Below are 23128 nucleotides of genomic sequence, written 5' to 3'. Positions count from 1 at the left end.
AATGTCTTTTCATTCTTATGGTTCACGTATTGATGACGACCTGGAACTCCTGAGCGAAACGCTGGAAGAGGTGCTGCGTTCCTCCGGCGATCCTGCCGATCAAAAATATGTTGAGTTAAAAGCACGCGCAGAACGGGCGCTTGAAGAGGTAAAAAATCGCGTCAGCCATGCGTCTGACAGCTACTATTACCGCGCAAAACAGGCGGTTTATAAAGCGGATGATTACGTGCATGAAAAACCCTGGCAAGGGATTGGCGCAGGCGCGGCGGTCGGCCTGGTGCTGGGATTACTGCTGGCGCGGCGGTAATGTAACCGGGATCGCATTTCCTCCCTAAACGGGGGTACTGCTTTTTCTCCGCTGTACCCCGTATAATGTGAGGTTTTTAACAGGGAGAGGTCCGCGTGCATTCAATCACTACTGCGCTGGAAAATCTGCGGCGCCAGTTATCGCAGGAGATACCGGCGGCGCCAGGAATGCGTATTGTTGATGTGCCTTTCCCTCTGAATGATGCGTTTGACGCATTAAGCTGGCTGGCCAGTCAGGCCATCTGGCCGCAATTTTACTGGCAACAGCGTAACGGCGATGAAGAAGCCGCGGTGCTTGGCGCCGTTGAAACGTTCCCCTCTCTCGAACAGGCGCAACACTTTCTCCGCCAGCATGAATCACAATCCGATTTGCGTATCTGGGGACTGAATGCGTTTGAACCGCAGCAGGGGCATTTGCTGCTGCCGCGTCTTGAATGGCGACGCGCTGGCGCAGTGGCAACGCTGCGGCTGTATCTCTACAGCCCGGTTTCACTGCGTGAAGACGCCGGGCGGGCGATCGCGTTTCTCTCTTCATTAAGGGGCGTGAAGCCGATTCCGGTGCTGCGCCTGCACCTGACGGGCGAGCAGCACTGGCCGGATAAAGCGGGCTGGACCAGCCTGATTCAGCTTGCCACGCAGACTATCGCTGAAGACGATCTCGACAAAGTGGTGCTGGCGCGGGCGACGGATTTGCAGTTTTCCCATCCGGTGAATGCTGCCGCCGTGATGGCATCCAGTCGCCGTTTAAACCTTAACTGCTACCATTTTTTTATGGCGTTCTCCGCCGGAAGCGCCTTTCTTGGCTCGTCGCCGGAACGCCTTTGGCGGCGACGTGAAACGGCATTGCGCACCGAGGCGCTGGCCGGCACGGTGGCGAATCATCCCGACGACCATCAGGCCTGGCAACTGGGCGAATGGTTGATGAAGGATGATAAAAACCAGCGTGAAAACATGCTGGTGGTGGAAGATATTTGTCAACGCCTGCAAAGCTGCACCCACTCGCTCGATGTTTTGCCGCCGCAGGTGCTCAGATTACGCAAAGTACAGCATCTGCGCCGCTGTATCTGGACGGCGCTCAATCAGGCTGACGACACGCTCTGTTTGCTACAGCTACAGCCCACGGCAGCCGTCGCGGGGATCCCGCGTGAACGGGCGCGCGCGTTTATTCAGCAACATGAACCGTTTGAACGTGAGTGGTATGCCGGGTCGGCGGGTTATCTGTCTTTACGGCAAAGCGAATTCTGCGTGACGCTGCGCTCGGCGAAAGTCGCGGCGAACGTTGTTCGTCTGTATGCCGGGGCAGGCATTGTGCGCGGGTCTGACCCGGAACAGGAATGGCAAGAGATCGACAACAAAGCAGCCGGGCTACGCACGTTATTACAGATGGAAAGCTAATGAGTCGCACATACACCTCATCCTTCAGGCGCTCTGCTGAATGATTTTGTGTATATTCCCGACTCATATCAATAATCCATTTTTTCTAATCCTTATACTGAGTCGCAATATTGATACCGGACAATCTCATGTCAGTAAGCGCATTTAACCGACGCTGGGCGGCGGTCATTCTGGAAGCACTCACTCGCCACGGCGTCAGGCATGTTTGCATTGCCCCTGGCTCCCGCTCCACGCCTTTAACCCTGGCGGCAGCGGAAAATTCAGCCTTTATTCATCACACGCACTTTGATGAGCGTGGTCTTGGTCATCTGGCGTTAGGGCTGGCGAAAGTCAGTAAGCAGCCCGTTGCCGTTATTGTTACTTCCGGTACGGCGGTGGCAAATCTCTATCCGGCGCTGATTGAAGCGGGGCTTACCGGTGAAAAACTGATTTTATTGACTGCGGACCGTCCGCCGGAACTGATTGACTGCGGCGCGAATCAGGCGATTCGTCAGGCCGGGATGTTCGCTTCTCATCCTTCTCAAACGCTCTCTTTGCCGCGCCCGACGCAGGATATTTCCGCGCGCTGGCTGGTCTCCACCCTTGATAACGTCCTGGCGACGTTGCATGCCGGCGCGGTACACATCAACTGCCCGTTTGCGGAACCGCTGTATGGTGATATGGACGACACGGGGCTTGCCTGGCAGCAGAGCCTTGGCGACTGGTGGCAGGATGACAAACCCTGGCTGCGCGAAGCGCGTCGGCTGGAAAGCGACAAACAGCGCGACTGGTTCTTCTGGCGGCAAAAACGCGGCGTAGTGGTGGCCGGGCGCATGAGCGCGGAAGAGGGCAAGAAAGTCGCGCTTTGGGCGCAGACGCTGGGCTGGCCGCTGATTGGCGACGTGCTGTCGCAAACCGGGCAGCCGCTGCCGTGCGCCGATCTCTGGCTGGGCAATGCGAAGGCCGTCACTGAGCTTCAGCAGGCGCAAATTGTGGTGCAACTCGGCAGCAGCCTGACCGGAAAGCGCCTGCTGCAATGGCAGGCCGCCTGCGAGCCGGAAGAGTACTGGATTATTGATAATATCGAAGGTCGCCTGGACCCGGCGCATCATCGCGGACGCAGGCTGGTGGCGAAAATCGCCGACTGGCTGGAGCTGCATCCGGCGGAGAAACGCCATCCCTGGTGCGTCGATATCCCGCGCCTGGCAGAGCAGGCGTGGCAGGCGGTTGTCGCGCGTCGCGATATGTTCGGCGAAGCGCAACTGGCGCACCGCATTCGCGACTATCTGCCGGAACAAGGGCAACTGTTTGTCGGCAACAGCCTGGTGGTGCGCCTGATTGACGCGCTGTCGCAGCTACCGGCGGGCTACCCGGTGTACAGCAACCGGGGAGCCAGCGGTATTGATGGTTTGATCTCGACGGCGGCGGGCGTTCAGCGCGCCAGCGCGAAATCGACGCTGGCTATCGTCGGCGATCTGTCTGCGCTCTACGATCTCAACGCACTGGCGCTATTGCGCCAGGTGTCCGCGCCGTTTGTGCTGATTGTGGTGAATAACAACGGCGGGCAAATTTTCTCTTTGTTGCCGACGCCGCAGAGCGAGCGCGAGCGGTTTTACCTGATGCCGCAAAACGTCCACTTTGAACACGCAGCGGCCATGTTTAACCTCAAATATCACCGCCCGCAAAGCTGGGATGAGCTGGATGCGGCGCTGGCTGGCGCCTGGCGAACGCCGACAACCACGGTGATTGAGCTGGTCGTGAACGATACCGACGGGGCGCAAACCCTGCAACAGCTGCTGGCGCAGGTGAGCCATCTATGATCCTGCGCGCGCAGGCGAACGGTGGTCAGCCGGGGTCTCCCTGGCTGGTTTTCCTGCATGGATTTTCCGGTGATTGCCGGGAATGGCAGCAGATCGGTGAGCAGTTTCCCGACTTTTCGCGCCTGTATATCGACTTGCCTGGTCACGGCGATTCTGCCGATATTCGTGTCAGCGGCTTTGCTGATGTGTGCGACTTATTGCGTAACACATTATTTAGTTACAACATACTTAAATACTGGCTGGTCGGCTACTCGCTCGGCGGCAGAGTGGCGATGATGGCGGCGTGCCAGACTCTGCCGGGTCTTTGCGGGCTGGTGGTTGAAGGCGGCCACCCGGGACTGCAACGCGAGGCCGAGCGTGACGCGCGCCGACGGTCTGACGGTCGTTGGGCGGCGCGCTTTCGCCGTGAACCGCTGCGCGACGTGTTTACTGACTGGTATCAGCAACCGGTTTTCGCTTCGCTGGATGCTTCGCAAAGAGAGGCGTTAGTCGCGCTGCGCAGCCAGAACAATGGCGAAACGCTGGCGGCGATGCTGGAGGCAACCTCGCTTGCCGTACAGCCTGATTTACGCGCGCGGCTAAATGCGCGCACATTTCCGTTTTATTATTTATGTGGTGAACGCGACAGCAAATTCCGCGCGCTGGCGGCGGAGTTGTCTGTACCTTGCCATATGATTCGTAACGCCGGACACAACGCGCATCGGGAAAACCCCGCAGGCGTGGTGGATAGTCTGGCTCAGATTCTGCGTCTCTGACTAAAGGACACACTATGATCTATCCTGATGAAACAATGCTTTACGCACCGGTTGAATGGCACGACTGCTCCGAAGGTTACACGGACATTCGTTATGAAAAATCCACCGATGGTATTGCAAAAATCACCATTAACCGTCCACAGGTGCGCAACGCATTCCGTCCTTTGACCGTCAAAGAGATGATCCAGGCGCTGGCGGATGCCCGGTATGACGACAACGTGGGCGTTATTATTCTGACCGGCGAAGGCGAGAAAGCTTTCTGTGCGGGCGGCGACCAGAAGGTACGCGGCGACTACGGCGGATACCAGGATGATTCCGGTGTGCATCACCTGAACGTACTGGATTTCCAGCGCCAGATCCGTACCTGCCCAAAACCGGTCGTGGCGATGGTCGCAGGGTACTCTATCGGCGGCGGTCACGTACTGCACATGATGTGTGACCTGACCATCGCGGCGGAAAACGCCATCTTCGGCCAGACTGGCCCGAAAGTCGGCTCCTTCGACGGCGGCTGGGGCGCTTCCTATATGGCGCGTATCGTCGGGCAGAAAAAAGCGCGTGAAATCTGGTTCCTGTGCCGTCAGTATGACGCTAAACAGGCGCTGGATATGGGGCTGGTCAACACCGTCGTACCGCTGGACTCCCTCGAAAAAGAGACCGTGCGCTGGTGCCGCGAAATGTTGCAAAACAGCCCGATGGCGCTGCGCTGCCTGAAAGCCGCGCTGAACGCCGACTGCGACGGTCAGGCGGGTCTACAGGAGCTGGCGGGCAACGCCACGATGCTGTTCTACATGACGGAAGAAGGTCAGGAAGGCCGTAACGCTTTCAACCAGAAACGTCAGCCTGATTTCAGCAAATTCAAACGGAATCCGTAATGCGTAGCGCGCAGGTGTACCGCTGGCAGATCCCCATGGACGCGGGGGTGGTTCTGCGCGACAGGCGGTTAAAAACTCGCGACGGGCTGTATGTCCGTCTGTGCGACGGCGAGCGCGAAGGGTGGGGGGAGATCTCCCCGCTTCCGGGTTTCAGCCAGGAAACCCTGGAAGAGGCGCAGGCCGCGCTGCTGGACTGGGTTAACGGCTGGCTGCAAGGCCAGTCAACGTTGCCTGAAGTGCCCTCCGTGGCGTTTGGCGTTAGCTGCGCGCTGGCGGAGGCGGCGGGGACGTTGCCAGAGGCGGCGGATTACCGCGCTGCGCCGCTGTGTACGGGCGATCCAGACGATCTGGTGCTGCAACTGGCTGATATGCCTGGCGAGAAAGTCGCCAAGATCAAAGTCGGTCTGTACGAAGCGGTACGCGATGGAATGGTGGTCAACCTGCTGCTGGAGGCGGTTCCCGATCTGCATCTGCGTCTGGATGCCAATCGCGCCTGGACGCCGCTGAAAGCGCAGCAGTTCGCGAAATACGTCAACCCGGACTACCGTGCCCGCATTGCCTTCCTCGAAGAACCGTGCAAAACTCGCGACGACTCCCGCGCTTTTGCGCGTGAAACCGGGATTGCGATTGCCTGGGATGAAAGTCTGCGTGAAGACGATTTTGTCTTTGCGGCGGAAGCGGGCGTCAGCGCGGTGGTCATCAAACCGACGCTCACCGGAAGCCTGGAAAAGGTTCGCGAGCAGGTACAGGCCGCGCATACGCTGGGACTGACGGCGGTGATCAGCTCTTCCATCGAGTCGAGCCTCGGTTTAACGCAGCTGGCGCGTATTGCCGCGTGGCTGACGCCGCAGACCATTCCGGGTCTGGATACGCTAAGCCTGATGCAAACCCAGCAGGTGCGCCGCTGGCCGGGCAGCGCTTTGCCGTGTGTTAGCGACGATGCGCTGGAACGGCTGCTATGAGCCTCCGGGAAATGCCCGATAGCGCAAGCGTATCGGGCCTCCAGCCGTCGTCTTTTAATGACTGGCCGTGGCGTCACTGGCGGCAGATGCGGGGAGATGCGCCTGCCTTACGCCTTAATGATGAAGTGCTAAGCTGGCGCACACTCTGTACCCGTATTGACGCGCTGGCGAGCGGTTTTGCCGCTCAGGGTGCCTCTGAAGGCTGCGGCGTGATGCTGCGCGCCTGGAATCACCCGCAAACGCTGCTGGCCTGGCTGGCTTTACTGCAATGCGGGGCAAGAGTCCTGCCGGTTAACCCGCAGCTTCCACAACCGCTGCTCGACGCGCTGCTGCCGGACTTAACGCTCCGGTTTGCTTTGCTGCTGGAGGGGGAGAACACCTTCCCGGCGTTGCAACCGCTGCAAATGCAGCAAGAGGCAGGCGAACACGCCGCAGACTGGCAGCCGACGCGGCTGAGTTCAATGACGCTGACCTCTGGCTCAACCGGATTACCCAAGGCCGCAGTGCATACCTGCCAGGCGCATCTGGCCAGCGCGGAAGGGGTGCTGTCCCTGATGCCGTTTGCCGATGGGGATGACTGGCTATTATCGCTGCCGCTGTTTCACGTTTCCGGCCAGGGCATTATGTGGCGCTGGTTGTTTGCGGGCGCCCGAATGACCGTGCGTGAGAAGCAGCCGCTGGAAGCGATGCTGCAAGGGTGTACGCATGCGTCTCTGGTTCCCACTCAGCTGTGGCGGCTGCTGGAGAATCCGGCATCGGTAACGTTGAAAGCGGTACTGCTGGGCGGCGCGGCTATCCCGATTGAACTGACGGAGCAGGCTCGCGCGCAGGGTATTCGCTGCTGGTGCGGTTATGGCCTGACGGAATTTGCCTCGACGGTGTGCGCGAAAGAGGCCGACGGCCTGGGCGATGTCGGCGCGGCGTTACCGGGGCGGGAAGTCCGAATCGTGAATGACGAAGTCTGGCTGCGCGCTGCCAGCATGGCGGAAGGCTACTGGCGCGACGGTAAGCTGATCCCGCTGGTGAATGGCGAAGGCTGGTTCGCTACCCGCGATCGCGGCGAACTGAACGACGGTAAGCTGACGATTGCCGGTCGGCTGGATAATCTGTTCTTCAGCGGCGGAGAAGGCATTCAGCCGGAAGAGGTGGAACGCGTTATCTCGGCGCATCCACATGTTCTACAGGCGTTCGTGGTGCCGGTAGAGGACAGGGAGTTCGGCCATCGTCCGGTGGCGGTGGTGGAATATGACGCGCAGGCCGGAGATGTCGATCTCGCGGAATGGGTGAAAGACAAGCTGGCGCGTTTTCAGCAGCCGGTATGTTGGTTGACGTTGCCATCAGCGCTGAAAAACGGCGGGATCAAAGTTTCGCGCCGGGCATTGCAGGAGTGGGTGCGCGCTAACCGTCCGTAATGTAAACAACACGGGAGCCGCAGCTCCCGTGGAAACGGTTATTTCGCTTCTTTTAACGCCCGCAGGGCAGCGGCGACGCCCGCGCCATAGTCAGGATGAACTTCGCTAAACAAGCCAATCTGACGCTGCTGAATAAATTCCGGCACATCTTTCATGTCGCCGGCGATGCGCGCGAACATACGCTGATGTTCTTCATCACTCAGCAACTCATACAGCTTACGCGGCTGGCTGAAGTAGTCCGTATCTTCCCGGTGATCCCAGTGCGCGGCAGCGCCTTTGACAGAGAGCGGCGGTTCGCTGAAATCAGGCTGTTCCTGGAAGACGCCAAAGCTGTTTGGCTCATAGGTTGGGCCGTTGCCGCTGTTGCCGTCCACCCGCATCGCGCCGTCACGATGGTAGTTATGGAACGGGCAGCGCGGGGCGTTGACCGGGATCTGCTGATGGTTAACGCCCAGACGATAGCGGTGCGCATCGCCATAGGAGAAGAGACGCCCCTGCAACATACGGTCAGGGGAGAAGCTAATCCCCGGCACGACGTTCGCCGGGTTCATCGCTACCTGTTCCACTTCGGAGAAATAGTTTTCCGGGTTGCGGTTCAGTTCCAGCACGCCGACTTCAATCAGCGGGTAATCGCCGTGCGGCCATACTTTGGTCAGATCAAACGGGTTGTACGGCACCTGTGAGGCTTCGGCTTCCGGCATGATCTGCACGTAGAATTTCCAGCGGGGGAAGTTGCCCTGTTCAATAGCGTTGTACAGGTCGCGCTGAGAGCTTTCGCGATCGTCCGCCACCAGGCGTTTCGCTTCGTCATCCATCAGGTTGGCGATGCCCTGCTGCGATTTCAGGTGGAATTTCACCCAGAAACGTTCGTTGTCGCTGTTGATAAAGCTGAATGTGTGGCTACCGAAACCGTGCATCGTACGGTAAGAGAAAGGCAAACCCCGGTCGCTAAAGTCGATAGTCAACTGGTGCAGCGATTCCGGTAGATGGGAGAAAAAGTCCCATTTGTAGGTCGGATTGCGCAGGTTGGTGCGTGGGTCGCGCTTCACGACATGGTTCAGATCCGGGAATTTCAGCGGATCGCGCAGATAGAAAACGGGCGTGTTGTTACCCACCAGATCCCAGTTGCCCTCTTCAGTGTAAAATTTGATCGCAAACCCGCGAATATCGCGCTCGGCATCCGCCGCGCCGCGCTCTCCCGCCACGGTGGAAAAACGCAGGAACAGATCCGTTTTTTTACCGGGCTCCGAAAAGATTTTTGCGCGAGTGTAACGTGAAATATCGTGCGTGACGGTGAAGGTGCCGTACGCGCCTGAGCCTTTGGCATGCATACGGCGCTCAGGGATCACTTCACGATCGAAGTGGGCCAGTTTTTCCAGGAACCAGATGTCCTGTAGCAGCATGGGGCCGCGCGGGCCTGCGGTTGCAACGTTGTTATTATGGGCGACAGGCACGCCTGCTGCGGTGGTGAGTCCTTTTTTGCTCATCTTTATCTCCCGACGATCGTTAGAAAAAATGTTTAATTTCCGTTTAATTTCGGAAACTAATGTAGAAAATATTTGTGAATGAAATATTGATCTCGGGCAATGACTGCTGCGCTAAACGCCTCTTCTTGTAACGTTTAATAAACCTGAAAGGTAGTGTTTAGTTACAATATGTTATTAGATCGCTTTTTTAGCTCATTGATTCTGTTGCGCCTGGCAGTACAATCCTGCGGTTTTGGGGTCTTTTGTTTATTTCTTTGCTGGAAAGGGTAAAAATGAAAAAAAGCATTTTATTAGGCGTTGCCGGACTGTTGTTCGCTTCTGCATCGGCGAATGCGATGAGCATTAGCGGCCAGGCGGGTAAAGATTACACCAACGTTGGCGTAGGTTTCGGTACTGAATCCACCGGGTTGGCGTTGAGCGGCAACTGGATGCATAACGACGACGACGGCGACGCTGCCGGCGTGGGGCTCGGCCTGAATATTCCGCTTGGGCCGTTGTTGGCAACGGTTGGTGGGAAAGGCGTTTATACCAATCCGAACGACGGCGATGAAGGCTATGCGGCGGCGGTAGGCGGCGGGTTACAGTGGAAAATCGGCGACAGCTTCCGTCTGTTTGGCGAGTATTACTACTCTCCAGATTCACTGTCCAGCGGCATCGACAGCTATGAAGAAGCCAATGCCGGAGCGCGCTTTACCATTATGCGTCCGCTGAGCATTGAAGCGGGCTATCGCTATCTGAACCTGGCGGGTAAAGACGGCAACCGTGACAACGCGATTGCCGATGGCCCGTACGTCGGCGTTAACGCCAGCTTCTGATTTTCGGGCGCGGCATCCGTCGCGCCGTTTCCTGTATGCTATCGCGTTCTTTCCCGGTTTGTTTCCTCTGAGTTTCTTACTCCGCCCCGGCGGGCTTTGCGTTATAGTGTTTTCATCATAGAAGCAGGAGAACACGATGTTAAACGTGGAGATGTTATCCACCGGGGATGAAGTGTTGCACGGGCAAATCGTCGACACGAATGCCGCCTGGCTGGCCGATTTTTTCTTTAATCAGGGGTTGCCGTTATCACGCCGAAATACGGTGGGAGATAATCTGGATGCGCTGGTCGCCATTTTACGCGAACGTAGCGAACATGCTGATGTGCTGATTGTGAATGGCGGCCTGGGGCCGACCAGCGATGATTTAAGCGCGCTGGCCGCCGCCACGGCGAAAGGTGAAGGTCTGGTGCTTCATGATGCGTGGCTGGCTGAGATGGAGCGTTTTTTCCATGAGCGCGGGCGGGTTATGGCGCCGAGTAACCGCAAGCAGGCAGAACTGCCCGCCAGCGCCGAGTTTATTAATAACCCGGTTGGCACCGCCTGTGGGTTTGCGGTGAAGCTAAATCGCTGCCTGATGTTCTTTACCCCTGGCGTCCCGTCTGAATTTAAGGTGATGGTCGAGCATGAAATTATGCCGCGTCTGCGTGCGCGTTTTTCGCTTCCTGAACCGCCGGTTTGTCTGCGACTCACCACGTTTGGTCGTTCGGAAAGCGATCTGGCGCAGAGCCTCGATTCGCTGCCGCTACCGGCGGGCGTGACGATGGGATATCGCTCTTCAATGCCGATTATTGAACTGAAACTCACTGGCCCGGATGCGCAGCGGGACGCGATGCTGGCGCTATGGCCGGAGGTGAAGCGGGTGGCAGGGCAGAACCTGATTTTTGAAGGGACGGAAGGACTGCCTGCGCAAATCGCCCGTTGTTTGCAGACGCGCCAGCTCAGCCTGACGCTCAGCGAACAGTTCACCAGCGGGCTGCTGGCTTTGCAGCTTTCCCGTGCGAATGCGCCGATTCTTGCCAGCGAAGTGGTGCCTTCCCAGGAAGAGACGCTGGCTCAGACCGCGCACTGGACGACAGAGCGACGGAGCAACCACTACGCCGGACTGGCGCTGGCGGTATCCGGGCTGGAAAACGACCATCTTAATTTCGCGCTGGCGACGCCGGATGGGACATTTGCCCTGCGCGTGCATTTCAGCGCCAGCCGCTACAGTCTGGCGGTGCGGCAGGAAGTTTGCGCCATGATGGCGCTGAATATGGTGCGTCGGTGGTTAAACGGTCAGGATATTGCCAGTGAACATGGCTGGATTGAGGTGGTGGAGTCGTTAACCCTGTAGCCTGATGGCGCTGTGCTTATCGGGCCTGCCGTGGTTTGCAGGCCCGATAAGACGTTAACGCGCTTAACCTAATGCCTGGGCAAGCAGGGTAATCGGATGTTCGCAGCGTTTGCTTGTCGACATCTCAATTTGCCACTTACAGGTTTCACAGTCGGTCACCACAATATCCGCGCCGCTCTCTTCAATCTGGCGGAACAGCGGGGCGCCGATGGATTGCGAGGTGGGGTAGTTTTCCTTTTTAAAACCGTAGGTTCCGGCAATCCCACAGCACTGGGAGTCCAGCACGGTCAGTTCCAGACCTGGGATCTGGCGCAGCAACTCCAGCGTATAGAGCGTCCAGCCCATCTTCTCCATATGACACGGCGTATGGTAAACCACCTTCAGCGGTAATTTTTTCAGCGGCAGCGTCTGGCCTGCATCGATCTTACGCCACAGCCAGCGGGTCGCGAGTTCGATATGCTCACGCAGCCCGCTGTTATCCACGTCCAGCACTTCCGGGTATTCATCACGCAGGGCAAAGGTGCAGGTTGATGAGGTTGCGATAACCGGAATGCCTTTTACGCCAATCGCTTCTCTGAGCGACGCCACATTGCTCACCGCCTGCTTGCGCGCTTTATCGGTAAAACCGTTGGCGATCAGCGGCACGCCGCAACACTTCTCTTTACTTAACAACTGCACGCCGGTGCCCATTGCGTTCAGGACGTTAATTAAATCCTTACCGAGCTGCGGATGGTTGTAATTGACGAAGCAGCCGTGGAAGAAAGCGACCTGATCTTTGTATTGCGCCTGCTGTGCCGCAACGCTGCGATACCAGCGGCGGAAGGTGCCGAAGGAGTATTTCGGCAGCGTACGGCGATGGTCGATCTTCAACGCATAGTCGAGCAACTGACGAACCGGTTTCAGCGACGTCGCGGTATTGACGACCGGGGCGAACGGCGTAGAGACGCTGCCCATTAAATCGGTGTGGCTTAAGATAAAGTTGCGCAGCGACGGGCGCGAAGTGTCATATCTGGCGCGCGCACGCTGGATGATATCGCCAATTTTAACGTCTGACGGGCAGGCCACTTCGCAGCGTTTGCAGTTAATGCAGTATTTCAGCGCATCGTCGTACAGCGCGCCGTCTTTCAGGCGCAGGCGCTCGCCGTCCGGCCCTGCCTGTTTGGGGCCTGGGTAGCCAGGATTCACCCGGCTGACCGGGCAGGCGGTGGTGCACACCGTGCATTTGATACAACTCTCGAAACTCGTATCGCTCATTGCTGACCTCCTGCACGTTCTGCAATGTGACGTGCGGCGTGTAAGGCGCTGACTGCGCATACGCCGCCTCCGCATCCCTGGGCTATCGGATCGAATCCGCCGAGCACCGAGCCGATGGCAAACAGATTTTCTACGGTCTGCCCCGCCAGTGAGGGGCGCAGCGCATCATCGGTCGTGACGCCAAACTGCTGCCAGGGTTGCGCATCAAAGAAATCACGCTGATACCATTCGGCGCGGGTGGCCGTTTGCTGAACGTCCAGTCCCATAATGGGTTCGCGAATACCGTCGCGTTCGGCGACCAGGCCGCTGCTGAAGAAGCTGCCGCTGGCGAGTACCGCAAAGCGCGGGCGCAGAGGAATGTCGGCATGGTTGCGGGTCCAGACTTCGCTCACGACGCCGTTACGGCAGGTCACTTTTTTCACCTCGTCGCCCGGCATCCAGATCCCGCCCTGACGAACAAACTGGCGCTGCAAGCGATTATGCAGGCGAATGCCCGGCACGGAAGGCGGCAGCGTCGGCAGCAAATTCAGTGAGCAGGGCAGGCGTTCATTGAGCCAGCGCCAGAGGCTGTCATCCGCCAGGCCGAAACAGGCGGGCATGATGATCATGTCGCAGGTTTTTGCTATCGGTAAGAGCGCGTCGTGGAGCAACGGCCATTTTTCTTCGTTATCGAGCAAACGCGCAATATTCACCGCACGAAACTCCGTCGGGTTATCGCGTAATACGTCCAGTTCAGGCAGGTCGATCTCTGCCGTCTCTACCGTGAGATGGTGCTGACGCAGCGACGCCGCCGCGAGGTGCGCCTGAAAGTCCAGTAAACCGCTGATGCCGACGACGCAAATGCGTTGCGCGGCCAGCGGCCAGACGGGCACTTCTGGCGAGCTTAGCCAGGTGGCGCGCAATGTTCCCAACGGCGTGACGCGCAGATGCGACTGTTGTACATCGCCCTGTAAATGCGCGCCAGACGCTTCCAGCAACGCTTGCGCCTGCTGCGCCAGTTCCAGAACGGTTGACGCGCCAATTGTGGTGTAAGGGTGCGTCGGCGCTTGTTCGCGTAACGCATTCAGACCTTCAGTGATATTTGTGACGGGCTGACCGTCCGGCAGGGTGCTGAGTAGATCCAGCGAGCCGGAGGAGAAGTGCAGCGCGCTTTGGCCGCGAGTGACGATCGCACAGCGCAAGCCGTGTTTTTGCAATTCCAGGCCACACAGTAATCCGGCGAGACCGCCACCCATAATGACCGTATCAAATTTCATCCTGGTGCTCCTTCTCCAGACCGCACAATCCCTGATAAACCCAGCGCGTGAACTCGCTTTCGCGCAGCGCGTCTCCCCAGGCGACAGGCTGTACGCCTTTCCAGCGTTCATTGAGGAACGCAGAAAGCTGAGTGATGGACTGAGCGGCGGTAGTGACATTAAAACGTTGCAGCAGCCCGGCGGCGCGGCAGGCGCACAGTTCTCCCTGACATGTGCCCATGCCTACGCGGGTACGGCGGCGCAGATCCAGCAGGCTGTTGACGGTTAAATTTTCGACGGCGTACTGCACTTCGCCTGCGGTGACCGCTTCGCATTCACAGACCAGGCTGCGGTGCTGGCGACCTTCGCTGAGCCAGGCCGGAGTACGATCGCCGTGACGATAGACGGCGGAACCGCGTAGCGGGGCGGGCAGTGAGATCACGCGTTTAAGCGTGTTTTCCGTGGGTTCCTGCGAGCCGGGAAGGGCGGTTTGCGCGGTGACGCAGGGGCGAGTGTTGCCCAGTTTTCGGCATACCGCGTCGGTTGCCCATTCCGCCATCAGGCGGTAGGTCATCAGCTTACCGCCCGTAATGGTGATAAACCCGTCCAGCCCGTCGCGTGCAGCATGGTCAAACAGCACAATGCCGCGGCTGACATTACGACCGCTCGGATCGTCATCGCTGGCGACCAGCGGACGCACGCCCGAGTAGGCGCGCAAAATGCGCGTTTTCGCCATCACCGGCGCCAGTTTTTCCCCTTCACGCAGCAGAATATCAACCTCTTCTGCGGTGACGCGGTTGCTGTCGATCTCGTTGTAATCAATGTGGGTCGACGTAGTGCCGATGAGCGAGATGGTATCGCCGGGCACCAGAATATCGGCGTCGGACGGCTTGCGGCAGCGGTTAATCACATGCTGGTTAATGCGATGATCCATAATCAGCAGCGACCCTTTCGCCGGGAACATGCGGATGCTCAGATCGGCGTATTCCGCAATTCGCTGACCCCAGATGCCTGCGGCATTCACCACGACCGGCGCATGCAGCGATTGGCTTTCCCCTGTGAGATGGTTATGCACGTTCACACCGCAAATGGTCGCGCCTTCGCGAATAAGTCCGGTGACTTCATGCGCCGTTAAAATGATTGCGCCATGTTCTCTGGCATCCAGCATATTCGCGGCGGTCAGCCGGAAGGGATCGACAGTGCCGTCAGGCACTTTCACCGCACCAATCAGCTGCGGATTGACGGCCGGTTCGATCAGCCGCGCCTGTTGCGGATCAATCGCTTCGGCGCGAATGCCCGCCTCTTCGCAGGCGCGAATAAAGGTGGCCTGGAAGGATAATTCGTCTTCCGGCAAAGTAATGAACAGACCGTCCGTTGGCTCAACGCAGTGGCGGGCGATCCGTTTCAGAATCTGGTTTTCGCTGATGCATTCGCGGGCAGACTCCGCGTCGGTAACAGCATAGCGGGCGCCGCTATGCAGCAGGCCGTGGTTACGGCCGGTTGCGCCGGTCGCGATATCGTGGCGCTCAACTAAGATAACGCGCAATCCGCGTAGCGCACAGTCTCGGGCGATCCCTGCGCCTGTGGCTCCCCCACCAATGATAATCACGTCACTTGTTTGCGAGTCGCGAGTTTTCATGGTTATCCCTCACAGTTCGTTTTTTATCATTTAGCCACATAAAAAGCATGGTTTGTTTGATTTCGCGCATAATCGCTCATGATTCGAAAATGAAACGTGATTTCGTGCGCCTTTCTGAACATTTGTCATAAATGTGTAACAATCTGTGCTGTAATTCACATTAACGACAGGTATCTTTACTTAACATCGCGCCCACACTGGGAGCAGCGAGGTTGGTTAGTTAAACGAACTGCGGTGTTTACCTCTAATAAGACACGGCCACGGAGGCTACATATGTTAAGTATTTTTAAACCTGCGCAACATAAAACGCGCTTGCCAGCAGCGGAGATTGATCCGACATATCGTCGGCTGCGCTGGCAGATTTTCCTGGGGATTTTCTTTGGTTATGCCGCTTACTATCTGGTGCGTAAGAACTTTGCGCTGGCGATGCCTTACCTGGTAGAGCAGGGATTCTCGCGCGGCGATCTGGGTTTTGCGCTGTCCGGGATCTCCATCGCCTATGGTTTTTCGAAATTTATCATGGGGTCGGTCTCCGACCGCTCGAATCCGCGCGTTTTCCTGCCCGCAGGGTTGATTCTGGCGGCGGCCGTGATGTTGTTTATGGGCTTTGTGCCGTGGGCCACGTCCAGCATTGCCGTGATGTTCGTGCTGCTGTTCCTCTGCGGCTGGTTCCAGGGAATGGGGTGGCCGCCGTGCGGTCGTACAATGTACAATGGTGCACTGGTGGTCACAGAAAGAACGTGGCGGTATCGTCTCCGTCTGGAACTGCGCGCATAACGTTGGCGGCGGTATTCCTCCGCTGCTGTTCCTGCTGGGGATGGCCTGGTTTAATGACTGGAAAGCCGCGCTCTACATGCCGGCGTTTGGTGCGATCCTGGTGGCGATTTTCGCTTTCGCGCTGATGCGCGATACGCCGCAGTCCTGCGGTCTGCCGCCGATTGAAGAGTACAAAAACGACTACCCGGATGATTACAACGAAAAAGCGGAAGAAGAGCTGACGGCAAAACAGATCTTTATGCAGTACGTGCTGCCGAACAAACTGTTGTGGTACATCGCGATTGCGAACGTGTTCGTTTACCTGCTGCGTTACGGCATCCTCGACTGGTCGCCGACCTACCTGAGAGAAGTGAAACACTTTGCGCTGGATAAATCGTCCTGGGCGTATTTCTTGTACGAATATGCCGGTATCCCGGGTACGCTGCTGTGCGGCTGGATGTCGGATAAAGTGTTCCGTGGCAACCGTGGCGCAACGGGCGTGTTCTTTATGACGCTGGTGACCATTGCCACAGTTGTTTACTGGCTGAACCCTCCAGGAAATCCGACCGTAGATATGGCCTGTATGATCGTTATCGGCTTCCTGATTTATGGCCCGGTCATGCTGATTGGTCTGCACGCGCTGGAACTGGCGCCGAAAAAAGCGGCAGGTACGGCGGCGGGCTTCACCGGCCTGTTTGGTTATCTCGGCGGTTCCGTCGCGGCGAGCGCCATTGTTGGCTATACCGTTGACTTCTTCGGCTGGGACGGCGGCTTCATGGTGATGATCGGCGGCAGCGTTCTGGCGGTTATCCTGCTGATTATCGTGATGATTGGCGAAAAACGCCACCATGAAGAGCTGATGTTGAAACGCAACGGAGCTTAAGTGAATGAAGACGACACTGAAAAATCTCAGCGTGGCATTGATGCTGGCGGGTATGGTCGTGAGCAGCGCGGCAATCGCTGCGGATAAAATCGTGATTGCGCACCGTGGCGCCAGCGGCTATCTGCCGGAGCACACACTGCCAGCGAAAGCGATGGCGTATGCGCAGGGTGCCGATTATCTGGAGCAGGATTTGGTGATGACGAAGGACGACCATCTGGTCGTCCTGCATGACCACTACCTTGACCGGGTTACCGACGTTGCCGAACGTTTTCCGAATCGCGCCCGCAAGGACGGGCGTTACTACGCCATTGATTTCACACTGGATGAAATTAAATCCCTGAAGTTCACCGAAGGTTTTGATATTGAGAACGGCAAGAAAGTACAGACTTACCCTGGCCGTTTCCCGATGGGAAAATCAGATTTCCGCGTGCATACCTTTGAGGAAGAGATTGAGTTTGTTCAGGGGCTGAATCATTCGACCGGAAAAAATATCGGTATTTATCCAGAAATCAAAGCGCCGTGGTTCCATCATCAGGAAGGGAAGGATATTGCGGCTAAGACGCTGGATGTGCTGAAAAAGTATGGTTATACCGGTAAAAAAGATAACGTTTATTTGCAGTGTTTCGATGCCGCGGAGCTGAAGCGCATTAAGAATGAGCTGGAACCGAAGAGGGGGATGGATCTCAATCTGGTGCAGTTGATTGCGTATACCGACTGGAATGAAACTCAGCAAAAACAGCCGGACGGCAGTTGGGTTAACTATAACTACGACTGGATGTTCAAGCCTGGCGCGATGAAAGAAATCGCCAGCTATGCTGACGGGATCGGCCCGGACTATCATATGCTGATTGATGAAAAATCGAAGGTCGGGCATATCACGCTGACCGGCATGGTGAAAGAGGCGCAGCAGAACAAGATGGTGGTACACCCTTACACCGTACGCGCCGATCAGCTTCCTGACTACGCCACGGATGTTAATCAGCTTTATGACATCCTGTATAACAAGGCGGGTGTGGATGGATTGTTCACCGATTTCCCGGATAAAGCGGTGGCGTTTTTGAAGGATAAGCACTAAAAAGCCGGGTAGCGGCTTCGCCTTACCCGGCCTGTGAACTGCGGTTTTGTAGGTCGGGTAAGCGTAGCGCCACCCGACAAGGCTACATCTCTATCTCAATATCGCCTTTTGCCCTGCAACAGCAGGGCAAAATTTCCCCTTCGCTGATAAAAGCCAGCGGTTCGGTCAGCCAGTCAACCTGGCCTGCGACCAGACGGCAGCGGCAGGAGCCGCAATAGCCCGCACGACACTGGTACTCCACTTCAACCTGATGCGCCTCAAGCGCCACCAGCAGAGAAGGGTGTTCTTCCCGACACAGCACTTCGGTGCCGGAAAGACGTAGCGTCACGCGTCCCATCAGAGCTGGAAGTTACTCAGATCGTCGGTATCAACTTCCGAGTCAATCTGGCCGACCAGGTAAGAACTGACTTCTACTTCCTGCGGCGCCACCTGGACGTTATCGGAAACCAGCCAGGTGTTGATCCACGGGATCGGGTTGGAGCGCGTCTGGAACGGCAGCTCCAGGCCGACCGCCTGCATACGGATATTGGTGATGTACTCGACGTACTGGCACAGAATATCTTTGTTCAGGCCGATCATGGAACCGTCGCGGAACAGGTAATCCGCCCACTCTTTTTCTTGCTGCGCGGCCTGTACAAACAGGTCATAGCACGCCTGCTTGCTCTCTTCGGCGATTTCCGCCATTTCTGGATCGTCTATGCCGCTACGCAGCAGGTTCAGCATATGCTGCGTGCCGGTCAGGTGCAGCGCTTCGTCGCGGGCAATCAGACGGATGATTTTGGCGTTACCTTCCATCAGCTTACGTTCCGCGAAAGCGAAGGAGCAGGCGAAGCTGACGTAGAAACGAATCGCTTCCAGCGCGTTAACGCTCATCAGGCACAGGTAGAGCTGTTTTTTCAGCGCACGCAGGTTTACGGTGACGGTTTTGCCGTTCACGTTGTGCGTACCTTCCCCCAGCAGATGCCAGTAGCTGGTCATTTCAATCAGCTCATCGTAGTAGTGAGAAATGCCTTCCGCGCGCTTCTGAATTTGTTCGTTGGTGACGATGTCGTCAAATACCACCGCCGGATCGTTAACGATGTTGCGGATGATATGGGTATACGAGCGCGAGTGGATCGTCTCAGAAAACGCCCAGGTTTCTACCCAGGTTTCCAGCTCCGGGATGGAAATCAGCGGCAGTAATGCCACGTTCGGGCTACGCCCCTGAATGGAGTCCAGCAGCGTCTGGTACTTCAGGTTGCTGATGAAAATATGTTTTTCGTGTTCCGGCAATGACTGGAAATCGATACGATCGCGTGAAACGTCAACTTCTTCCGGGCGCCAGAAGAAGGAGAGTTGTTTTTCGATCAGTTTTTCGAAGATGTCATATTTTTGCTGGTCGTAGCGTGCCACGTTGACCGGCTGGCCAAAGAACATCGGCTCTTTGAGTTGGTCGTTTTTCGTCTGTGAAAAAGTGGTGTATGCCATTGAAGTGAGTCCTGTTGAGATTGTATCGCCCGGCGGTACTTCGTTTGCCGGGCCTACAAAACCGTAGGCCGGGTAAGCGTAGCGCTACCCGGCAAAAATAACTTAGATCTTACATGCGCCGCTTTCGCAGCCATCGTCCTGAATAGACGGCACCAGATCGTCCTGCGCATCTTCCGCACCGTCACGGGTGTTGTGATAGTACAGGGTTTTCACGCCAAATTTATAGGCGGTGAGCAGATCTTTCAGCAATTGCTGCATCGGTACTTTACCAGACGGGAAGCGCGTCGGATCGTAGTTGGTGTTAGCGGAAATCGCCTGATCGATGAATTTCTGCATGATACCGACCAGTTGCAGGTAGCCGTCGTTGCTCGGCATTTCCCACAGCAGCTCATAGCGGTCTTTCAGCCCTTCGTAATCCGGCACCACCTGGCGCAGTACGCCATCTTTCGACGCTTTGATGCTGACATGGCCGCGCGGCGGTTCAATACCGTTAGTGGCGTTGGAGATCTGCGAAGAGGTCTCAGACGGCATCAGGGCGGAAAGCGTGGAGTTACGCAGACCGTGCGTTTTGATGGACTCACGAAGCGCTTCCCAGTTGTAGTGCAGCGCTTCGTTGGCGATCGCATCCAGATCTTTTTTGTAGGTGTCGATCGGCAGAATGCCCTGAGCATAAGTGGTTTCATTAAACCACGGGCATGCGCCTTGCTCTTTCGCCAGCTCGTTAGAGGCCTTCAGCAGATAGTACTGAATGGCTTCAAACGTTTTGTGCGTCAGGTTGTTCGCGCTGCCGTCAGAGTAACGCACGCCGTGTTTCGCCAGATAGTAAGCGTAGTTAATCACGCCGATACCCAGCGTACGGCGGCCCATTGCGCCGCGTTTAGCCGCCGGAATAGGGTAATCCTGGTAATCCAGCAGCGCATCCAGCGCGCGTACCGCCAGCACCGCCAGCTCTTCCAGCTCATCCAGGCTGTTAATTGCGCCCAGGTTGAAGGCGGAAAGCGTACACAGCGCGATTTCACCGTTTTCGTCGTTAACGTCCATCAGCGGTTTGGTCGGCAGGGCGATTTCCAGGCACAGGTTGGACTGGCGTACCGGCGCAACCTGCGCATCAAACGGGCTGTGGGTGTTGCAGTGATCCACGTTCTGAATGTAGATACGGCCAGTTGATGCGCGTTCCTGCATCATCAGCGAGAACAGATCCACGGCTTTCACGCGCTGCTTACGAATGCTGTCGTCTTTTTCGTATTTGGTGTACAGACGCTCGAACTCGTCCTGATCGGCGAAGAAAGCGTCGTACAGACCCGGAACGTCGGACGGGCTGAACAGGGTGATGTCTTCACCTTTCAGCAGGCGGGTGTACATCAGCTTGTTGATCTGTACGCCGTAGTCCATGTGACGCACGCGGTTGCCTTCCACGCCGCGGTTGTTCTTCAGTACCAGCAGGCTTTCCACTTCCAGATGCCACATCGGGTAGAACAGCGTCGCCGCACCGCCGCGCACACCGCCCTGAGAGCAGGATTTCACCGCCGTCTGGAAGTGTTTGTAGAACGGAATACAGCCGGTGTGGAACGCTTCGCCGCCGCGAATCGGGCTACCCAGCGCGCGAATACGACCGGCGTTGATGCCGATACCGGCACGCTGAGAAACATATTTCACGATCGCGCTGGAGGTGGCGTTAATGGAGTCCAGGCTGTCGCCGCACTCGATCAGCACGCAGGAGCTGAACTGACGAGTCGGGGTGCGCACGCCGGACATGATTGGCGTCGGCAGAGAAATTTTGAATGTAGAAACCGCATCGTAGAAACGTTTCACGTAGTCGAGACGGGTTTCACGCGGATAGTTAGAGAACAGGCAAGCGGCAACCAGAATATAAAGGAACTGCGCGCTTTCATAAATCTCGCCGGTTACACGGTTCTGTACCAGGTATTTACCTTCCAGCTGCTTAACGGCAGCGTAGGAGAAGGTCATATCGCGGTCGTGTACGATGAACGAATCCATCTGCTTGAACTCTTCTTCCGTGTAGTCTTCCAGCAGATGATTGTCGTATTTACCCAGCTCAACCATTTTCACCACATGATCGTAAAGCGCTGGCGGTTCGAACTCGCCGTAGGCCTTTTTACGCAGGTGGAAAATCGCCAGGCGCGCGGCCAGGTACTGATAATCCGGCGCATCGCGGGAGATCAGGTCGGCAGCGGCCTTAATGATGGTCTCATGGATATCGGACGTCTTGATACCGTCGTAGAACTGGATATGAGAACGCAGTTCAACCTGGGAGATGGATACGTTATTCAGTCCTTCTGCCGCCCAATCCAGAACTCGATGGATTTTGTCGAGATTGATGCGTTCAGTACGACCATCACGCTTTGTCACCAGCAGACTCTGATTCATGTGGGTTTTACCTGTCCGTGAAAGAAAAAATATCCCCCGTTTATCCACAATGCCACGTTGTGACTAAGTCTGTGGATAAATACTATATATAGGGGGTAACTGATAAATGAAACGCTATATGGTGAGTATTCTAGTAGGGATTCTTTTCAGTACAAGAGTTGATTTTGAGGTTAAATTGAGGTTGCAAAAGGGTGATAATCGCTAAGTGCGCGTCTTATAAGGCCTGGAGGGCATGTCAATAATTCATAAAAAAAAATGAAAATTTGATCGAGTGCTGATTTCTTCATCGAAGGCAGGAAAAGTTCCTATGATCTGGCGCAAAAATTGCCCTGACGATCCTACTCAGGATTGGTAGGCGATGCGTAGGCCCGGCGAGCGCAGCGCCCCGGGCAAATTGCCGGATAGCGGCATAAACGCCTTACCCGGCCTACAGACGCAGTTAGTCAACTTGTGCGGTAGTGTGAACCATATAGTTAACATCAACGCCCGGCCCGAGCTTGAAGGTGTTGGTAATCGGGTTGTAGTGCAGTCCGGTCATGTGACGCTCTTTCAACACGGTCTGATCGACCCAGTTCAGCAACTCCGCAGGTTTAATAAATTTTTTCACATCGTGCGTGCCTTTCGGCACCATGCGTAAAATATACTCTGCTCCTACCACCGCCATCAGCCACGACTTGCCGTTGCGATTAAGGGTCGAGAAAAAGACTTCACCGCCCGGTTTAACTAATTGCGCACAGGCCCTGACGACCGATTGCGGGTCCGGTACGTGCTCCAGCATCTCCATACAGGTCACGACGTCGTACTGGTGCGCATGTTTCGCCGCGTGCTCTTCAACCGTCTCCTGCACGTAATCAACCTGAATACCGCTTTCCAGCGCGTGCAGTTTCGCGACCTGCAAAGGCTCAAAGCCCATATCCAGGCCCGTTACCGTCGCACCTTCACGCGCCATGCTCTCAGCCAGAATGCCGCCGCCGCAGCCAACGTCGAGCACCTTTTTGCCGAACAGGCCGCCGGAACGCTCGGCAATGTAGCCCAGGCGCAGCGGGTTAATGCGGTGCAGAGGCTTAAATTCACCCTCAAGATCCCACCAGCGTGACGCGACAGCTTCAAATTTGGCGATTTCTTCGTGATCAACGTTATGTGTCACCGGGGGTTTTTCGGCATTCATTGGCGCTTTTACTCCTTATTTGGCAAGTCGCCTGAGTATATCAGCACGACGGGATGAATAAAGCCTCCGTAGAAGACCATTCCATTTACCTGTCTCATTGCGATTGTGTTATAATTTGCGACCTTTG

At 56.6% G+C, this 23128-nt stretch carries 18 protein-coding genes and 1 pseudogene; 11 read left to right on the top strand and 8 right to left on the bottom strand.

Annotated elements, in window-relative coordinates:
• Position 1: 1 nt before the first annotated feature.
• From elaB to menE, 7 genes are all read left to right on the top strand, one after another.
• Positions 2-307, top strand: coding sequence for a stress response protein ElaB (gene elaB, locus OGV50_RS01405; protein WP_012131505.1), 306 nt, complete (start codon positions 2-4; stop codon positions 305-307).
• Positions 308-402: 95 nt separating this feature from the next.
• Complete coding sequence (gene menF / locus OGV50_RS01400; RefSeq protein WP_200090850.1) at positions 403-1701, top strand: isochorismate synthase MenF; 1299 nt, start codon at positions 403-405, stop codon at positions 1699-1701.
• A gap of 128 nt (positions 1702-1829) precedes the next feature.
• Entirely contained in the window at positions 1830-3500 is a 1671-nt protein-coding gene (menD, locus tag OGV50_RS01395; protein ID WP_071260232.1) for a 2-succinyl-5-enolpyruvyl-6-hydroxy-3-cyclohexene-1-carboxylic-acid synthase, read from the top strand.
• Entirely contained in the window at positions 3497-4255 is a 759-nt protein-coding gene (menH, locus tag OGV50_RS01390; RefSeq protein WP_047462359.1) for a 2-succinyl-6-hydroxy-2,4-cyclohexadiene-1-carboxylate synthase, read from the top strand. The genes menD and menH overlap by 4 nt, the downstream gene beginning before the upstream one ends.
• A 14-nt stretch (positions 4256-4269) precedes the next feature.
• Positions 4270-5127, top strand: coding sequence for a 1,4-dihydroxy-2-naphthoyl-CoA synthase (gene menB, locus OGV50_RS01385; protein WP_012131509.1), 858 nt, complete (start codon positions 4270-4272; stop codon positions 5125-5127).
• Positions 5127-6089 carry an o-succinylbenzoate synthase gene (gene menC / locus OGV50_RS01380; RefSeq protein WP_012131510.1) on the top strand — a complete coding sequence of 321 codons (963 nt, stop codon included), beginning with the start codon at positions 5127-5129 and terminating at the stop codon, positions 6087-6089. The genes menB and menC overlap by 1 nt, the downstream gene beginning before the upstream one ends.
• Positions 6086-7501 (top strand): o-succinylbenzoate--CoA ligase, encoded by a 1416-nt coding sequence (gene menE, locus OGV50_RS01375; RefSeq protein WP_200090848.1) that lies wholly within the window; start codon positions 6086-6088, stop codon positions 7499-7501. The genes menC and menE overlap by 4 nt, the downstream gene beginning before the upstream one ends.
• Positions 7502-7539: 38 nt before the next feature.
• Here menE and OGV50_RS01370 read toward each other — a convergent pair whose 3' ends face one another.
• On the bottom strand, positions 7540-8988 hold the full coding sequence (locus OGV50_RS01370) for a catalase (protein WP_286488248.1): 1449 nt from the start codon (positions 8986-8988) through the stop codon (positions 7540-7542).
• Between the two features lie 272 nt (positions 8989-9260).
• On the opposite strand from OGV50_RS01370, the gene OGV50_RS01365 reads away from it, so the two are divergent.
• Both OGV50_RS01365 and OGV50_RS01360 read left to right on the top strand, forming a co-directional pair.
• Positions 9261-9803, top strand: coding sequence for a YfaZ family protein (locus tag OGV50_RS01365; protein ID WP_012131513.1), 543 nt, complete (start codon positions 9261-9263; stop codon positions 9801-9803).
• A 136-nt stretch (positions 9804-9939) separates the two neighbouring features.
• The gene (locus tag OGV50_RS01360) at positions 9940-11136 is read left to right on the top strand and encodes a nicotinamide mononucleotide deamidase-related protein YfaY (RefSeq protein ID WP_200090847.1); all 1197 of its coding nucleotides are present in this window, start codon (positions 9940-9942) and stop codon (positions 11134-11136) included.
• Positions 11137-11199: 63 nt separating this feature from the next.
• Here the strand turns inward: OGV50_RS01360 and glpC are convergent, their stop codons facing one another.
• From glpC to glpA, 3 genes are read right to left on the bottom strand one after another with little or no spacing between them, the layout of a single operon-like run.
• Complete coding sequence (glpC, locus tag OGV50_RS01355) at positions 11200-12390, bottom strand: anaerobic glycerol-3-phosphate dehydrogenase subunit GlpC (protein WP_058667751.1); 1191 nt, start codon at positions 12388-12390, stop codon at positions 11200-11202.
• Positions 12387-13646: a glycerol-3-phosphate dehydrogenase subunit GlpB gene (gene glpB, locus OGV50_RS01350; protein ID WP_047462373.1), complete on the bottom strand. Its 1260-nt coding sequence runs from the start codon at positions 13644-13646 to the stop codon at positions 12387-12389. Before glpB ends, glpC begins: the two co-directional genes overlap by 4 nt.
• Positions 13636-15264, bottom strand: a complete 1629-nt coding sequence (gene glpA, locus OGV50_RS01345; protein ID WP_012131517.1) for an anaerobic glycerol-3-phosphate dehydrogenase subunit A — start codon at positions 15262-15264, stop codon at positions 13636-13638. The genes glpB and glpA overlap by 11 nt, the downstream gene beginning before the upstream one ends.
• Before the next feature lie 273 nt (positions 15265-15537).
• On the opposite strand from glpA, the pseudogene glpT reads away from it, so the two are divergent.
• Together glpT and glpQ are read left to right on the top strand one after the other, a co-directional pair.
• Positions 15538-16903, top strand: a pseudogene (gene glpT, locus OGV50_RS01340) (glycerol-3-phosphate transporter).
• A gap of 4 nt (positions 16904-16907) precedes the next feature.
• Positions 16908-17978 carry a glycerophosphodiester phosphodiesterase gene (glpQ, locus tag OGV50_RS01335; RefSeq protein ID WP_058667747.1) on the top strand — a complete coding sequence of 357 codons (1071 nt, stop codon included), beginning with the start codon at positions 16908-16910 and terminating at the stop codon, positions 17976-17978.
• A gap of 82 nt (positions 17979-18060) precedes the next feature.
• Here the strand turns inward: glpQ and yfaE are convergent, their stop codons facing one another.
• The 4 genes from yfaE to ubiG all read right to left on the bottom strand — a co-directional run bounded on the left by yfaE (position 18061) and on the right by ubiG (position 23001).
• Positions 18061-18315, bottom strand: coding sequence for a class I ribonucleotide reductase maintenance protein YfaE (gene yfaE, locus OGV50_RS01330; RefSeq protein WP_012131520.1), 255 nt, complete (start codon positions 18313-18315; stop codon positions 18061-18063).
• Positions 18315-19445: a class Ia ribonucleoside-diphosphate reductase subunit beta gene (gene nrdB, locus OGV50_RS01325; protein WP_012131521.1), complete on the bottom strand. Its 1131-nt coding sequence runs from the start codon at positions 19443-19445 to the stop codon at positions 18315-18317. Before nrdB ends, yfaE begins: the two co-directional genes overlap by 1 nt.
• A gap of 102 nt (positions 19446-19547) precedes the next feature.
• A complete protein-coding gene (gene nrdA, locus OGV50_RS01320; RefSeq protein ID WP_012131522.1) occupies positions 19548-21833 on the bottom strand; it encodes a class 1a ribonucleoside-diphosphate reductase subunit alpha in 2286 nt (761 codons plus the stop codon).
• 439 nt (positions 21834-22272) lie between these two features.
• A complete protein-coding gene (gene ubiG / locus OGV50_RS01315; protein WP_012131523.1) occupies positions 22273-23001 on the bottom strand; it encodes a bifunctional 2-polyprenyl-6-hydroxyphenol methylase/3-demethylubiquinol 3-O-methyltransferase UbiG in 729 nt (242 codons plus the stop codon).
• Between the last annotated feature and the right edge of the window lie 127 nt (positions 23002-23128).

This window comes from Citrobacter sp. CK180, from assembly GCF_030333655.1.
GTDB lineage: Bacteria > Pseudomonadota > Gammaproteobacteria > Enterobacterales > Enterobacteriaceae > Citrobacter_B > Citrobacter_B koseri.
The sequence above is the reverse complement of the archived record's forward strand: the minus strand, read 5'-3'. Positions and strand labels throughout refer to the sequence as shown.